The sequence below is a fragment of the Achromobacter sp. GbtcB20 genome (assembly GCF_019091095.1).
Taxonomy (GTDB): domain Bacteria; phylum Pseudomonadota; class Gammaproteobacteria; order Burkholderiales; family Burkholderiaceae_B; genus Achromobacter; species Achromobacter mucicolens.
In genome coordinates, this window is record NZ_JAGXJZ010000013.1 from 36816 (window position 1) to 50626 (window position 13811).

Annotated in this window: 14 protein-coding genes; 5 read left to right on the top strand and 9 right to left on the bottom strand. The window is 65.5% G+C overall.

Annotated elements, in window-relative coordinates; genetic code table 11:
* Nucleotides 1-7 precede the first annotated feature (7 nt).
* Nucleotides 8-1291, top strand: coding sequence for a cytochrome c (locus KVT32_RS17435; protein ID WP_217618571.1), 1284 nt, complete (start codon nucleotides 8-10; stop codon nucleotides 1289-1291).
* Here KVT32_RS17435 and KVT32_RS17440 read toward each other — a convergent pair.
* The 9 genes from KVT32_RS17440 to KVT32_RS17480 form a co-directional block, all read right to left on the bottom strand.
* Entirely contained in the window at nucleotides 1288-2721 is a 1434-nt protein-coding gene (locus tag KVT32_RS17440) for a PLP-dependent aminotransferase family protein (protein ID WP_152382888.1), read from the bottom strand. The two genes, KVT32_RS17435 and KVT32_RS17440, sit on opposite strands and share 4 nt — an antisense overlap.
* Before the next feature lie 25 nt (nucleotides 2722-2746).
* Nucleotides 2747-3673 (bottom strand): HPr(Ser) kinase/phosphatase, encoded by a 927-nt coding sequence (gene hprK / locus KVT32_RS17445; protein ID WP_006216298.1) that lies wholly within the window; start codon nucleotides 3671-3673, stop codon nucleotides 2747-2749.
* Nucleotides 3674-3693: 20 nt separating this feature from the next.
* Nucleotides 3694-4149 (bottom strand): PTS sugar transporter subunit IIA, encoded by a 456-nt coding sequence (locus tag KVT32_RS17450; RefSeq protein ID WP_056319588.1) that lies wholly within the window; start codon nucleotides 4147-4149, stop codon nucleotides 3694-3696.
* A gap of 337 nt (nucleotides 4150-4486) precedes the next feature.
* Nucleotides 4487-4825 (bottom strand): ribosome hibernation-promoting factor, HPF/YfiA family, encoded by a 339-nt coding sequence (hpf, locus tag KVT32_RS17455; protein WP_056319592.1) that lies wholly within the window; start codon nucleotides 4823-4825, stop codon nucleotides 4487-4489.
* A gap of 217 nt (nucleotides 4826-5042) precedes the next feature.
* A complete protein-coding gene (gene lptB / locus KVT32_RS17460; RefSeq protein ID WP_128829541.1) occupies nucleotides 5043-5837 on the bottom strand; it encodes an LPS export ABC transporter ATP-binding protein in 795 nt (264 codons plus the stop codon).
* A gap of 33 nt (nucleotides 5838-5870) precedes the next feature.
* Complete coding sequence (gene lptA / locus KVT32_RS17465; RefSeq protein ID WP_152382887.1) at nucleotides 5871-6494, bottom strand: lipopolysaccharide transport periplasmic protein LptA; 624 nt, start codon at nucleotides 6492-6494, stop codon at nucleotides 5871-5873.
* Nucleotides 6491-7123 (bottom strand): LPS export ABC transporter periplasmic protein LptC, encoded by a 633-nt coding sequence (lptC, locus tag KVT32_RS17470; RefSeq protein WP_056319599.1) that lies wholly within the window; start codon nucleotides 7121-7123, stop codon nucleotides 6491-6493. The genes lptA and lptC overlap by 4 nt, the downstream gene beginning before the upstream one ends.
* A 37-nt stretch (nucleotides 7124-7160) precedes the next feature.
* Complete coding sequence (locus tag KVT32_RS17475; protein WP_175156596.1) at nucleotides 7161-7769, bottom strand: HAD family hydrolase; 609 nt, start codon at nucleotides 7767-7769, stop codon at nucleotides 7161-7163.
* Entirely contained in the window at nucleotides 7766-8755 is a 990-nt protein-coding gene (locus KVT32_RS17480; RefSeq protein WP_056319605.1) for an SIS domain-containing protein, read from the bottom strand. Before KVT32_RS17480 ends, KVT32_RS17475 begins: the two co-directional genes overlap by 4 nt.
* Nucleotides 8756-8859: 104 nt before the next feature.
* On the opposite strand from KVT32_RS17480, the gene purT reads away from it, so the two are divergent.
* The 4 genes from purT (at nucleotide 8860) to cydB (ending at nucleotide 13805) form a co-directional block, all read left to right on the top strand.
* Nucleotides 8860-10077 carry a formate-dependent phosphoribosylglycinamide formyltransferase gene (gene purT, locus KVT32_RS17485; RefSeq protein ID WP_217618572.1) on the top strand — a complete coding sequence of 406 codons (1218 nt, stop codon included), beginning with the start codon at nucleotides 8860-8862 and terminating at the stop codon, nucleotides 10075-10077.
* 312 nt (nucleotides 10078-10389) lie between these two features.
* Nucleotides 10390-10935, top strand: coding sequence for a GbsR/MarR family transcriptional regulator (locus KVT32_RS17490; protein WP_056319609.1), 546 nt, complete (start codon nucleotides 10390-10392; stop codon nucleotides 10933-10935).
* A 126-nt stretch (nucleotides 10936-11061) separates the two neighbouring features.
* A complete protein-coding gene (locus KVT32_RS17495) occupies nucleotides 11062-12636 on the top strand; it encodes a cytochrome ubiquinol oxidase subunit I (protein ID WP_056319612.1) in 1575 nt (524 codons plus the stop codon).
* A 14-nt stretch (nucleotides 12637-12650) separates the two neighbouring features.
* Nucleotides 12651-13805, top strand: a complete 1155-nt coding sequence (gene cydB, locus KVT32_RS17500) for a cytochrome d ubiquinol oxidase subunit II (RefSeq protein WP_217618573.1) — start codon at nucleotides 12651-12653, stop codon at nucleotides 13803-13805.
* Nucleotides 13806-13811 lie beyond the last annotated feature (6 nt).

Genomic DNA, 13811 nt, shown 5'->3' on the forward strand with positions numbered 1-13811 from the left:
GCCGCGAATGACGCTGATGAAAAGAGTGCTGGGTGTCCTGTTGCTGGTGGCCGTGGCGGGCGTCGGCGGGTTGTATTGGCTGGGCACGCGTGACGATGCCAGCACCGGGCCCACTGCCGCGGCAGCCGAGGGCGCCACGCTGATCGAACGCGGCCGCTATCTGGCGCTGGCCGGCAACTGCATGGCCTGCCACACCAGCCAGGGGGGCAAGACGTTTGCAGGCGGCACGCCCATTCCCACGCCCTTCGGCACGGTCTACGGCCCGAACATCACGCCCGATCCGGAGACCGGCATCGGCGCATGGACGGCCGACGACTTCTGGCAGGCGCTGCACAACGGTAAATCGAAGGACGGCACCTTGCTGTATCCGGCGTTCCCGTACACCGAGTACACGCGGGTCAACCGCAGCGACGCCGACGCGCTCTTTGCCTATCTGCGCAGCGTGTCGCCCGTCAGGCAGGCGAACCGTCCGCCCGACATGAATTTCCCGTACGACCAACGCGCGCTGCTGGCGGCGTGGCGCGCGCTGTACTTCAAGCCTGGCGTGCAAGAGCCCGATCCCGGCCAGTCGGTCCAATGGAATCGCGGCCGGTATCTGGTCGAGGGGCTGGGGCATTGCGCGGCCTGCCATACGCCGCGCAACAGCCTGGGCGCCACGCGTACCCGCGACGCGCTGGCGGGGGGCGTGATTCCGGTGCTGGACTGGTACGCGCCGCCGCTCACGAACGACATGCAGACCGGCATGGGGCGCTGGTCCGCGCAGGACATTGCCGCGCTGCTCAAGACCGGCATTTCGGCGCATTCGACCGTCAGCGGACCCATGGCCGAAGTCGTGCTGGGCAGCACCCAGCACCTGACCGACGACGACGCCCTTGCCATCGGCACCTATCTGAAGTCGTTGCCCGCCACGCCGCCCGCGACCGATGCGCGCGCCGCCATCCCCGCGCCCGCGGCCATGGAACTGGGCGGCAAGCTCTACCGTCAGCAATGCGCGCAATGCCACCAGGCCGACGGCAAAGGCAGCGGCACGGCGTGGCCCGCGCTGGCCGGCAATCCCACGGTGACCGCGCCATCGCCCTTGAACGCCATTCGCATGGTGCTCGATGGCGGCTACGCCCCGGCCACGGCCGCAAACCCGCGTCCGCACGGCATGCCGCCGTTCGGCCAGGTGCTCAACGACAACGACATCTCGATGCTGGTGACCTACATCCGCAACAGTTGGGGGAACGAAGCAGGCGCGGTGAGCGGCCTGGAGGTCAAGCGCGCACGGGCGTCGTCGACGTTGAACTAGCGCCCGGCGGTGGCCGCGCGGCAGGCCTCGTGCGCCAGGTCGCCCAGCGTGCGGATCGCCGCTTCGGTGCTTGCGTCCCACGGGTGCCCGTAGTTCAGGCGTAGCGCGCTGCCAAATTGGCCGCTGGCAGAGAAGATCGGGCCGGGCGCCACGCTGATGCCGCGCGCCAGCGCCTGGCGGTGCAGCGACAGCGCCTCCACGGCGGCCGGCAGTTCCAGCCACAGGAAGAATCCGCCCTGCGGCCGCGTCACGCGTGTGCCGGCAGGAAAGGCCTGCGCGATGGCGTCGGCCATGCGCTCCTGCTGCGCCTGCAAGGTCTGCCGCAGCCGGCGCAGATGGCGGTCGTAGCCGCCTTGTTCCAGGTATTCGGCAATCGCGCCCTGCGCGGGGCCGGACGCCGACAACGTCGAAGACAGTTTCAGCCGTTGCACCTGCTGGGCGTAGCGCCCGGCGCTGGCCCAGCCAATGCGATAGCCGGGCGCAAGGCATTTCGAAAACGATGAGCAGTGCAGCACCAGCCCGCGCGTGTCGTAGGCCTTGGCGGGAACGGGCCGCGTCGCGCCGAAGTAGAGCTCGCCATAGACGTCGTCTTCGATCAGCGGAATGTCGTGCCGGGCAAGCAGTTCGACGAGCCGGCGCTTGTTGTCGTCAGGCATCAGGCAGCCCAGCGGATTCTGGAATTGCGTCATCAGCCAGCAGGCGCGTGGCGCGTGGCGCAGGATGGCCGCCTGCATCGCGTCCAGGTCGATGCCGGTGCGCGGATGCGTGGGCACTTCCAGCGCTTTCAGCCCAAGGCGTTCCAGTGCCTGCAAAGCGCCGTAGAACGTCGGCGCTTCCACCATGACGGTATCGCCCGGCTGTGTGACCGCCTGCAGGCAGAGATTCAGGGCTTCGAGCGCGCCATTCGTGACGACGATGTCGGTGGCGGGCAGGTTGATGCCGCCGATCAGGTAGCGCAGCGCGATCTGCCGGCGCAGGCGCGGATTGCCGGGTGCCAGGTCCTCAACGGTGTCGCGCGGGTCCTGGCGCTTCAGATGCGTGGCCATCGCCTGCGCCAGGCGCGGCAGCGGAAAGAGCAGCGGCGAAGGGAAGGCCGAGCCCAGCGGGGTGACATCGCGATTGCGCACCGAGCCCAGGATGTCGAAGATCCGTTCGCTGATCGCCAGTTCGGTCGATTCACCGTCGGGGCATGAGGCGCCGGGTTCGGGCGGCAGCGATTCGGCGGGGGCGTTGACGTAGTAGCCCGAGCGCGGCTGCGCGCGGATGAGACCGCGTGCTTCAAGCAGGTAGTAGGCCTGGAACACCGTCGAGGGGCTGACGCCGCGCGCGGCACACGCGTCGCGCACGGAGGGCAGCTTGTCGCCGGCGCGCAGCACGCCGCTTGCGATCGACGTGGCGATCTCGTCGGCCAGGGTCTCGTAAAGGCTCACGATGCCGCAGGGCGACGACGCGGGCTCATTTGCTGCTTTGCAGGATCGCCATGGCCTGGCGTTCCATGAATTCGCCCAGCGTGTCGATGCCGCGCAATTTCAGGATGGTGTTGCGCACGGCCGCCTCGACCAGCACGGCCAGGTTGCGGCCCGCGGCCACCTGCAGCATCACTTTACGCACGGGCAGACCCAGCATGTCCTGCGTGATGTCTTGCAGCGGCAGGCGTTCGAACTTGTCCTGCGCGGTGGCGCGCACCAGGTGAACGATGAGCTTGAGCCGCATCTTGCGGCGCACCGAGGTTTCGCCAAAGATGGTGCGGATGTCGAGCAGGCCCAGGCCGCGGACTTCCAGCAGGTTCTGCAGCAATTGCGGACAGTGGCCTTCGATCATGTTGGGCGCGGTGCGCGAGAACTCGACTGCGTCGTCGGCCACGAGGCCGTGGCCGCGCGAGATCAGTTCCAGCGCCAGTTCGCTCTTGCCCAGACCCGATTCGCCCGTGATCAGCACGCCTAGTCCCAGCACGTCCAGGAACACGCCGTGCACCGTGGTGGTGGGCGCCAGCTTCTTGCCCAGATAGATGCGCAAGAGGTCGATCAGTTGCGCGGCCGCGACCGGCGTGGACAGCAGCGGTACCTGGTGCTGGTCGCATTGGTCGACGAGGTCTTGCGGCGGCGTCAGGCCATCGGCCAGCAGAATCGCAGGGACGCCGCCGATCAGCAGCTCGTCCATGTGGTGCATGCGGCGGCGCAGGTCGAAGCGCGTGTAATACGCCAGCTCTTCCTGGCCAAACACCTGGATGCGAGACGGGTGGATCAGGTTCAAGTGGCCGACCAGATCGGCGGCCGCCATGCCGTCATCGGGAATCGCGCGGTCCGCCGCGCCTTGGCCCGAGATCCAGTTAAAAGGGATTTTGTCGGCGTTGTCGTCGACGAGTTCCTGCACCGTGAGCATGGCAGCGATTCCGCGTGGGATCAGAGTTGGCCGGTCGTGAGCATTCTGTGCACGATGGCCGGGTCGGGCTCGGTGGCCAGCGCCTCGCGCAATGCCTTGTTGGACATGAGCTGGGCGAGTTCGGCCAGGATGTCCAGGTGCTGCTGCGTGGCCGTTTCAGGCACCAGCAGGCACAGCAGCATCGACACGGGTTGTCCGTCGGGCGCGTCGAACGTGATGGGCTGGGCAAGGCGGATGAATGCCGCCAGCGCTTGTTCCAGACCTTTCACGCGGCCGTGCGGCACGGCCACGCCCTGGCCGAGGGCGGTTGACCCCAGACGCTCGCGGGCAAAAAGGCTGTCGAACACGAGCGCGCGTGCCAAGCCGTTGTTGTTTTCAAAAAGCAGACCGGCCTGTTCGAACGCACGTTTCTTGCTCGTGGCGAGCATATCGAGCACGACGTTGCCGGCGGGGAGGATGCGCGACAAATGATTCATCAGGGCATTATAGGGTTATATGACGCACTGCAACAATCAACCGCCCCGGACGTTTCGGACGACCGGAAGCGATCGGGGCACAAGAGCGACAGCATAGTCTGATCGCGGCGCGTTGTGGGCATTCTGGGAGTGGCGATCATCACGGCGCGGCGCACGTCCGGCAAAAGCCCAGGAAAACGCCAATCGGCCGGCGGGGGCCAGCGGGATGAAACACGAGGGGGGAGGGGACTTTGCCGATGCCCCGGCTGGACACAAGGTCTAGCGGGACACCGGGACTTAGGCAGGATCCTGGGATCCCTGTACGGCTAGTCGCTCAGGTGAGCGGTCATGAAGCGCGTTACTGCTGGGGTGGCGAGAGGGTCGCCGCTTGCCGCTTCACGGACTCTGCTGAATGACTTCTTACCTTGTCCTTGTGCTTGATGACCTGACGGTCGACTTTGTCAGCAAGAAGGTCGATGGCTGCATAGAGGTTTTCATCGGTTGCTTCACAATGAATGTCCTTGCCGCTCAGTCGCATGGTGATTTCGGCTCTATGCCGCAGGGGCTCTACTGAGAGCATGACCTGGGTATCGATGACGTGATCGAAATGCCGCAGCACTCGCGCCAGTTTGTTCATGACATATTCCCGGATGGCCGGGGTGACGTCGAGGTGACGACCGCAGATGCTCAGGTTCATAGTGTGCTCTCCTTCTAAAAGAGGAAAAAGGTGCGCAAAAGGCGCGGTGAAGTCGTTAGGCGTTCTCCTTCAATAAGCAGGTTCGTTTAGTACTAGTGTATAGACTCGGGCCGATAAAACAAGCTGACCTACCGCAAGTTCATGGCAATTTTATGGCTGAACCCCTAGGGCGTATGGCCCTTCTTTCCCAGGCGTTACGGGGTCTTTCAGCATGGGGTTACATCCGGAAGTGTTCGCCCAGATACACGCGGCGAACGGCGGGGTCGCCCACGATTTCCTCGGGGTGGCCGTCGGTCAGCACCTTGCCTTCGCTGATGATGTAGGCGCGGTCGCAGATGCCCAGGGTTTCGCGCACGTTATGGTCGGTGATCAGCACGCCGATGCCGCGGCCCTTCAGGAAGCGCACGATGCGCTGGATCTCGATGACCGCGATCGGGTCCACGCCGGCAAACGGTTCGTCCAGCAGGATGAAGCGCGGGCTGGTCGCCAGCGCGCGCGCGATTTCGACACGGCGGCGTTCGCCGCCCGAGAGTGAAATTGCGGCATTGCTGCGGATGTGGCCGATCTGCAGTTCTTCGAGTAGCGACTCCATCTGCTCGTTGATCTTGGGCGTCGACAACGGACGGCCGTCCGGACCCACCTGCAGTTCCAGCACGGCGCGGATGTTCTGTTCGACCGTCAGGCGGCGGAACACGGAAGCATCCTGCGGCAGGTACGACAGGCCCATGCGCGCGCGCTTGTGGATGGGCATCGCCGTGATGACGGCGCCGTCGATTTCGATGCGGCCCGCATCCGCGGGCACCAGGCCGACGATCATGTAGAAGCTGGTGGTCTTGCCGGCGCCGTTGGGGCCCAGCAGGCCCACGACTTCGCCGCTGACCACGGACAGGGACACATCCTGCACCACGGTGCGGCCGTTGTAGGTCTTGCGCAGTCCGGTTGCGCGCAGGCTGCCCTGCTTGACGCCCGAAGGGGCGGAGGTCACGGGGGTCGGCACTGAAGGTTGGTTCATCGTGGCTGCGATTGGTGTTGCATGGGAAGCGCTTCAGCGCCCTTTCTTGGCTGCCTGCTGCTTGCGGCATTCGGCGACGGCGGCGTCCAGCTTGGCGCGCGGTTCGGCCAAGGAACGCACGCGTCCGCCAGCCGCGGCGGAATTCGGGCCACCTTGTGCTTCGTATGTGCCGGACTTCTCGTTGTAGCGTACCCGTTCGCCGCGAATGGTATCGAACGGTTTCCCACAGACGTAGCGGGTCACGATGGCCTGGCCGATCAGGTCGAACGTGCTGTTGGTGCCGTCGTATTCGGCGCGCAGGCCCTTGCCTTCGATGAGTTCAAAGTTTTCAGGGCGCTCCTGGCGGATGGTGACGACCTTGCCCTTGTTGGCGGTGGCCGTGCCATATTGGTTGCCCTGCGCGTCCTCGTTCATCTGCAGCGTGTCGGACGTCAGCGTCATCAGGCCGCGCGTCATGTTGACGTTGCCGGTGAACACGCTTTGTTTCTTCACGTCGTCGTAGTGCAGCGTGTCCGACAGGATCAGCGTGCTGGGCTCTTCAGCCGGCGCTGCCGCCTTCGGGTCCGCGGCATGGGCCGGCGCAAACGCGCAAGCCGTCAACAGCACGGCGCCCATCAGGCGGGTCGTCGGGGCGAAGAGGGTCCGAAGGTCGGTCATGGTTTTTTCTGGTTAGAGTTGTTGGCAGGAATTTCGGTGCGGCGCTGCTGCCTGCCTTCCGAACCCGCAATTTCCACGTCGGTCGACGCCGACACCTGTAATTGGCGAGTCTTGTTGTTGTAGTGCATGCCCGTGCCCTGCATGCGCGAGCGGCCCTTCAGGACCGTGGCGGGCAGGTCGGTGAAGACCACGTCGTCATCGGGCAGGATGATGAGTTGCTGGCTGCGCACGTCCAGCATGTCGTTTTCGGCATCGGGCTGGCGCAGCACGTGGGCGTCGCCCTGCATGACGATCCGCTTGCCGCCCTGTTCCATCACGGCCGTCTTGGAAACCGCGACCGTGATCGGATTGGTCTCGCGCTGGCCCACCGCGCGCGGCGCGGTGACGTGATACGAATCGTCGTCGGGGAAGTGCTCCATGTAGTCGCCTTCCAGGCGATTGATGGGCTTGCCCGTGGGATCGGTGCGCAGCATCACGAATTCGCGCGACCATGCGTCCATTTCGTGGGTGACGCGGCGCGGCGGGTCCACCTGGATGGCGCGCTGCGCGTAATCGGCCGCCCACCACGAGCTGGTGACCAGCACCAGCAGCAGGAACAGCGCGATCAGTGAGGGAAAACGTTCTTTCATCGGGTGCGCCGCGAGGGCGTATTCGTTAACGGGGCGATCACTGGATGGCTCCGGGGCCGAGCAGGCCCGGCGATGCCAGGAATGCGCCCAGGCGGCCTTGCGAGGCCAAGAGGAGATCGCAGCATTCGCGTACGGCCCCGCTTCCGCCGGGCAGGGTGGAAACCCAGTGGGCCGCCTGGCTGACGTAGCCGGGAGCGTTGGGCACGCTGGCCGCGAAGCCGGCGCGCTGCAAGGCCGGCAGGTCGATGATGTCATCGCCCATGTAGCCGGTTTGATTCAGTTGGACACCGCAGCGCTGCGCAAGTTCGGTCAGGGCGCTGCCCTTGTCGCGCACGCCCTGGATGACTTCGGCGATGCCCAGTTCCGCGGCGCGGCGGGCGACGATGGGGCCGGAACGTCCGGTGATCAGCGCCACTTTCAGGCCGCCTTCCATCAGCAGCCGCAGCCCGTGGCCGTCCAGCACGTGGAAGCGCTTTTGCAGTTCGCCGCCTTCGCCGTAATAGAGGCTGCCGTCGGTCAGCACGCCGTCCACGTCGAAAACCATCAGGCGCACGGCCGCGGCGCGTTCGCGCACGATGGCAGGGATACGGGCAAGCACCAGCGCTTCGGCCGGGTGATTCACGGAAGCAGAAAGGTTCATAGTCATACCACTTTAGCGGCCATCAGATCGTGCATGTGCAATGCGCCGACCAGCGCGCCGTCATTGTCCAACACCAGCATGTGATTGAGCCGTTGTTCGTCCATCTGCCGGGCGGCCTCGACCGCCAGCGCCTCGGGATTGATGCTGCGCGGCGAGCGCGTCATGCCCGCCTCGACGGTCAGGCTGCGGATGTCGCCGTGCCGCGCGATGAGACGGCGCAGGTCGCCGTCGGTGAAGATGCCCAGCGGGCGGTGCTGCGCGTCGGTGACGACGGTCATGCCCATGCCCTTGGCCGACATGACCTCCAGCGCCTGCGATACCGGGGTGCCCGCCATGACGATGGGCAGGGCGTCTCCCTGGCGCATGACGTCGCGCACGTGGGTGAGCAGGCGGCGGCCCAGCGCGCCGCCCGGGTGCGAGCGGGCGAAGTCCTGCGGCCCGAAACCGCGGGCCTCCAGGCAGGCGACGGCCAGGGCGTCGCCCAGCGCCAGGGCGGCGGTCGTGCTGGCGGTGGGCGCCAGGTTCATCGGGCAGGCTTCCTGGGCCACGCTGGCATCCAGGTGGATGTCGGCCTGCCGGGCCAGTTCGGATTGCGGGTTGCCAGTGATGGCAACCAGCCCCGCGCCCATGCGGCGCACGACGGGCAGGATGGTCAGCAATTCCGAGCCTGAGCCGGAATAGGAGATCGCGATGAGAACGTCGTCGCGGGTGATCATGCCCAGGTCGCCGTGGACGGCCTCGGCCGCATGCACGAAGAAGGCGGGCGTGCCGGTGGAGGCCAGCGTCGCGGCGATCTTGCGGGCGATGTGTCCCGTTTTTCCGATGCCGCTGACGACCACCCGTCCGCGGCAGGCGAGCAGCAGGTCAACGACACGCGTGAAGCTGTCGTCCAGCCGGGCGGACAGGTCTTGCAGCCCTTGGCTTTCAATCTGAAGCGTTCTGCGCGCAGATGCCAGCGCGGTGCCGGACGAAGAGGTGGGATGGTCGTTCATGGGGCGGATTTTAATCGCAGTACGCTAGTTTGCCCCGCGCAGGGGCGTATGGCATGCTGGCGAGTCTTTCAACGGCTTTCAAACTTTCCTTCCAGGCCCGCTCCATGTCCAGCATTTCCAGTCCCGTCCTTGGCACGCCACTGTCCCCCTTGGCTACCCGCGTCATGCTGCTGGGTTCCGGTGAACTGGGCAAAGAGGTCATCATCGCCCTGCAGCGCCTGGGCGTCGAAGTCATTGCAGTGGATCGGTATGCCGACGCCCCGGGCCATCAGGTGGCGCACCGGGCGCATGTGGTGTCGATGACCGACCCGCAGGCCTTGCGGCAGGTCATCGAAGCGGAGCAACCGGACGTTATTGTCCCCGAAATCGAGGCCATTGCCACCAGCTTGCTGGTGGAACTGGAAGCGGCCGGCGTGGCGCGGGTCACCCCGACGGCCCGCGCGGCACAGCTCACCATGAATCGCGAAGGCATCCGCCGCCTGGCGGCGGAGACGTTGGGGCTGCCGACCTCGCCCTACCGTTTTGTCGACACCGAGGACGAGCTGCGCCAGGCCATCGACGGCGGCATCGGCTATCCCTGCGTCATCAAGCCGGTCATGTCCTCGTCGGGCAAGGGGCAGTCGGTCATCAAGAGCGCCGACGACGTGGCCTCCGCGTGGCGCTACGCCCAGGAAGGGGGACGGGTCGGGGGCGGCCGCGCCATCGTCGAGGGGTTCATCCGCTTCGACTACGAAATCACGCTTCTGACCGTACGGGCCCGCGGGGCCGACGGCCAGGTCGAGACCTGCTACTGCGAACCCATCGGCCACAAGCAGGTCGACGGCGACTACGTCGAAAGCTGGCAGCCGCACCCCATGTCTCCGGCGGCGCTCCAGCGTGCGCGCGACATCGCGCTGGCCGTCACGTCCGAGCTGGGCGGACTGGGCATTTTCGGCGTCGAGCTCTTCGTGGCGGGCGACCAGGTCTGGTTCTCCGAGGTCAGCCCGCGTCCGCACGACACCGGCATGGTCACCATGATTACCCAGGTGCAGAACGAGTTCGAACTGCACGCGCGCGCGCTGCTGGGGCTGCCGGTCGACCCCAGCCTGCGCCAGCCCGGCGCCAGCAGCGTCATCTATGGCGGTGTGGAAGCCCGGGCGGTGACGTTCCATGGCGTGGCCGAGGCGCTGGCCGAGCCCGGCACGGACATTCGCCTCTTCGGCAAGCCCGAATCCTTCGTCAAGCGCCGCATGGGCGTGGGTCTGGCCGTGGCGCAAGACGTTGCCGCCGCCCGCGCCAAGGCCAAGCGCGTGTCGGCCGCCGTGACCGTCAAGGCCGGCTGATCGTCCGCGCTGGCCTGTCCCGGACCGGTTAACGCCCGCCGTTCCCCGTTTTTTCACCCCCATCAACGCCACCCGCCAACCGGCCGGTGGCGTTTTTGCTGCGCGCCATTCCCCGATTTGTGTTGTATGGCTGTCACGTTCGGCGGCTAATTTGGCCTGCCCGCGCCCTGAATGGCGCCCAGTTGCGCCTTCGCCCCTGAGCGCAGTGTGGTTTGCGCTTTCTCATCGTTTGTTCGATAATTTCAGAAATTTCTGAAATCGAAGTAACTGCATGTGTCGTGCTGCCCTTCGCTGTGTTACTGGCTGATCCTCATGGCGCTTTCCCCCCAGATCGAACGATTTGTCCTGCACTTTGGTGAAATGGGCAGCCGTTGGGGCGTGAACCGCACCGTCGGCCAGATCTACGCGCTGCTGTTTCTCGCGCCGCAGCCGCTGAACGCCGACGATATCGCCGAGGCCCTGGGCTTTTCGCGCTCGAACGTCAGCCTCGGGCTGAAAGAGCTGCAGTCCTGGCGCCTGGTCAAGCTGATGCATCAGGTGGGCGACCGCCGCGACTACTTCGAGACCCCCAAGGACGTCTGGGAAATCTTCCGCATCCTCATGGAAGAGAAGCGCAAGCGCGAAGTCGACCCCACCCTCACGCTCCTGCGCGACACGCTGCTGGAGTCGCCGTCCGGGCCCGACGAGGCTTACGCGCAACAACGAATGACCGAAATGCTGGAGCTCATCGAACTATCCACGGGGTGGTTCGATGAGGTTCAACGGCTGCCGCCCGAAACCCTGCAAAGCCTCATGAAACTTGGTTCCAAGGTTCAGAAGGTGTTGGGTTTCGCCGGCAAATTGCGGGGCAAGGGCTGACCCGTCACGCCTCGATTTTTCAGGAAACCTCTATGAAGTTGTATGCAACGCCCCTAACATGGCGCGGTAGACGGCCTGGGAACCATGCCGGTTGCCGCAGCGCGTCGACGCCTTGGGAGCAGCCTCATGATTGATCTCGATGTCGTGAATCTCTCGCGGTTCCAGTTCGCCGCGACTGCGCTCTACCATTTCATCTTTGTCCCGCTCACGCTTGGCCTGTCGTTCATCCTGGCCATCATGGAAAGCGTGTACGTCATGACCGGACGCGCCATCTGGAAGAAGATGACGATGTTCTGGGGCACGCTGTTCGGCATCAACTTCGCGCTGGGCGTGGCCACGGGCGTGGTGATGGAGTTCCAGTTCGGCATGAACTGGTCCTACTACAGCCACTACGTGGGCGACGTCTTCGGCGCGCCGCTGGCCCTTGAAGGGCTGATGGCGTTCTTCCTGGAAGCCACCTTCGTCGGCCTGTTCTTCTTCGGCTGGAACCGCATGTCCAAGGTCAGCCACCTGGCCGTGACCTGGCTGGTGGCCTTCGGCACGAACTTCTCGGCCCTGTGGATCCTGATCGCCAACGGCTGGATGCAGAACCCGGTCGGCGCGGTCTTCAATCCGGACACGATGCGCATGGAAATGACCGACTTCGCCGCGGTCATCTTCAACCCGGTCGCGCAAGCCAAGTTCGTGCATACCGTCAGCGCCGGTTACGTGGCGGGCGCCATGTTCGTCATGTCGATCAGCGCGTGGTATCTGCTGCGCGGCCGTCATATCGACCTGGCCAAGCGCTCGATGGCGGTAGCTGCCAGCTTCGGCCTGGCCGGCGCGTTGTCGGTGGTCGTGCTGGGCGATGAAAGCGGCTATCTGACCACCGAACACCAGAAGATGAAGATCGCGGCCATGGAATCCATGTGGCACACCGAGCCCGCGCCCGCGTCCTTCAATCTGATCGCCATCCCGAACCAGGCCGAGCGCCGCAACGACTTCGCGATCGAGATTCCCTATGTCATGGGCATTATCGGCACGCGTTCGCTGACCACGCCGCTGCTGGGCATCAACGACCTGATCCTGCGCGCCGAGAATCGCATCCGCGACGGCATCGTGGCCTACGAGGCCCTGCAGAAGATCCGCGCGAACCCGAAGGATGTGGATGCGCGCATGGTGTTCGACAGGACCTGGCCGGACCTGGGTTACGCGCTCCTCGTCAAGCGCCATCAGCCCGACATCAGCAAGGTCACCGAAGCGGACATCAAGCAGGCCGCGATCGATACCGTGCCGACCGTGGCGCCGCTTTTCTGGGCGTTCCGCATCATGGTCGCGGTGGGCATGTACCTGATCCTGTTCTTCGGCGTGGCGTTCTGGCTTGCCTCGCGCGGCCGCCTGGACAAGCGTCCGGCGTTGCTCAAGGTGGCGTTGTGGAGCCTGCCGCTGCCGTGGGTCGCGATCGAAAGCGGCTGGTTCGTCGCCGAGTACGGCCGCCAGCCCTGGGTGATCGAAGGCGTGCTGCCCACGTACTACGCGGCGTCGGGCCTGACCATGACCGACCTCGTCATCAGCCTGTCGATCTTCCTGGTGCTGTACACGATCCTGCTCATCATCGGCGTGAAGGTCATGCTGCACGCCATCAAGGCCGGACCGAAATCCGACGGGCCGGCGCCGGGTGACGCCGCCGCCGATCCCGTCCACGCCGCCGTGCGCGCCTGAGGGGAGAAACGCAAATGGATACCCTAATTCCTTTTGACTACGGCACGCTGCGCGTGGTGTGGTGGGTGCTGCTGGGCGCCTTGCTCATCGGCTTTGCCGTCATGGACGGCTTTGACCTGGGCGTGGCGGCGCTGTTGCCGGTGGTCGCCAAGACCGACGCCGAGCGCCGCATCGTCATCAACGTGGTGGGGCCGGTCTGGGAAGGCAATCAGGTCTGGCTCATCACCGCGGGCGGCGCCATCTTTGCCGCGTGGCCCTTGCTCTACGCCGCATCGTTCTCGGGCTTTTACCTGGCGATGATGCTGGTCCTGCTGGCGCTGATCCTGCGGCCGGTGGGCTTCAAGTACCGCAGCAAGATGGAAGGCACGCGCTGGCGCAATCGCTGGGACGCCGTGCTGTGCTTCTCGGGCGTGGTGGCGTCGCTGGTGTTCGGCGTGGCGATGGGCAACATCGTGCTGGGCGTGCCGTTCACCTTCGATGCCGTGACGCTGCGCCCGATCTACGAAGGGCACTTCTTCCAGCTGTTCATGCCGTTCGCCCTGCTTGCAGGCGTGCTGAGCGTGGTGATGCTGGCCATGCACGGCGCGGTGCTGCTGGCCTGGCGCACGGATGATCCCGTGTCCTCGCGCGCTCGCAACTGGGGCCGTCTGTGTGCGGTGCTGACGGCCGCGCTGTTCGTGGCCGGCGGCTTCTGGGTCGCGGGCGGCGTGCCGGGCCATGCAATCACCAGCGCGGTCGATATGTCCGCGCCGTCCGATCCGATGCTCAAGACCGTGTCGGTGCAGACCGGCGCCTGGATGGCCAATTACGCGAAGTGGCCGTGGATGTGGATCGCGCCCGCGCTGGGCGTGGCCGGCGCGGTGCTGGCTGCGCTGCTGCTGACCGTGCGCGCAAACATGCTGGCATTCCTGTCGTCCTCGGCATCGATCGCCGGCGTAATCCTGACGGTGGGCTTCTCGCTCTTTCCGTTCATCATGCCGTCCTCGACCAATCCGAAGGCCGGCCTGACCATCTGGGACGGCTCGTCCAGCCACCTGACGCTGTGGATCATGGTGATTGCAGTGGCCATCTTCCTGCCGATCGTGACCGTCTACACCGGTTGGGTGTACCGCGTCATGCGCGGCAAGGTCACCCATGATTCGGTGGGCGACACGCCCAACTCGTACTGATAAAGG

Excerpts from the sequence above, each read along its gene's own strand:
- KVT32_RS17435 (WP_217618571.1), top strand. The coding sequence starts at position 8 with ATGACGCTGATGAAAAGAGTGCTGGGTGTCCTGTTGCTGGTGGCCGTG.
- hprK (WP_006216298.1), bottom strand. The coding sequence starts at position 3,673 with ATGCTCACGGTGCAGGAACTCGTCGACGACAACGCCGACAAAATCCCT.
- KVT32_RS17450 (WP_056319588.1), bottom strand. The coding sequence starts at position 4,149 with ATGAATCATTTGTCGCGCATCCTCCCCGCCGGCAACGTCGTGCTCGAT.
- hpf (WP_056319592.1), bottom strand. The coding sequence starts at position 4,825 with ATGAACCTGAGCATCTGCGGTCGTCACCTCGACGTCACCCCGGCCATC.
- lptB (WP_128829541.1), bottom strand. The coding sequence starts at position 5,837 with ATGAACCAACCTTCAGTGCCGACCCCCGTGACCTCCGCCCCTTCGGGC.
- lptA (WP_152382887.1), bottom strand. The coding sequence starts at position 6,494 with ATGACCGACCTTCGGACCCTCTTCGCCCCGACGACCCGCCTGATGGGC.
- lptC (WP_056319599.1), bottom strand. The coding sequence starts at position 7,123 with ATGAAAGAACGTTTTCCCTCACTGATCGCGCTGTTCCTGCTGCTGGTG.
- KVT32_RS17475 (WP_175156596.1), bottom strand. The coding sequence starts at position 7,769 with ATGACTATGAACCTTTCTGCTTCCGTGAATCACCCGGCCGAAGCGCTG.
- KVT32_RS17480 (WP_056319605.1), bottom strand. The coding sequence starts at position 8,755 with ATGAACGACCATCCCACCTCTTCGTCCGGCACCGCGCTGGCATCTGCG.
- purT (WP_217618572.1), top strand. The coding sequence starts at position 8,860 with ATGTCCAGCATTTCCAGTCCCGTCCTTGGCACGCCACTGTCCCCCTTG.
- KVT32_RS17490 (WP_056319609.1), top strand. The coding sequence starts at position 10,390 with ATGGCGCTTTCCCCCCAGATCGAACGATTTGTCCTGCACTTTGGTGAA.
- KVT32_RS17495 (WP_056319612.1), top strand. The coding sequence starts at position 11,062 with ATGATTGATCTCGATGTCGTGAATCTCTCGCGGTTCCAGTTCGCCGCG.
- cydB (WP_217618573.1), top strand. The coding sequence starts at position 12,651 with ATGGATACCCTAATTCCTTTTGACTACGGCACGCTGCGCGTGGTGTGG.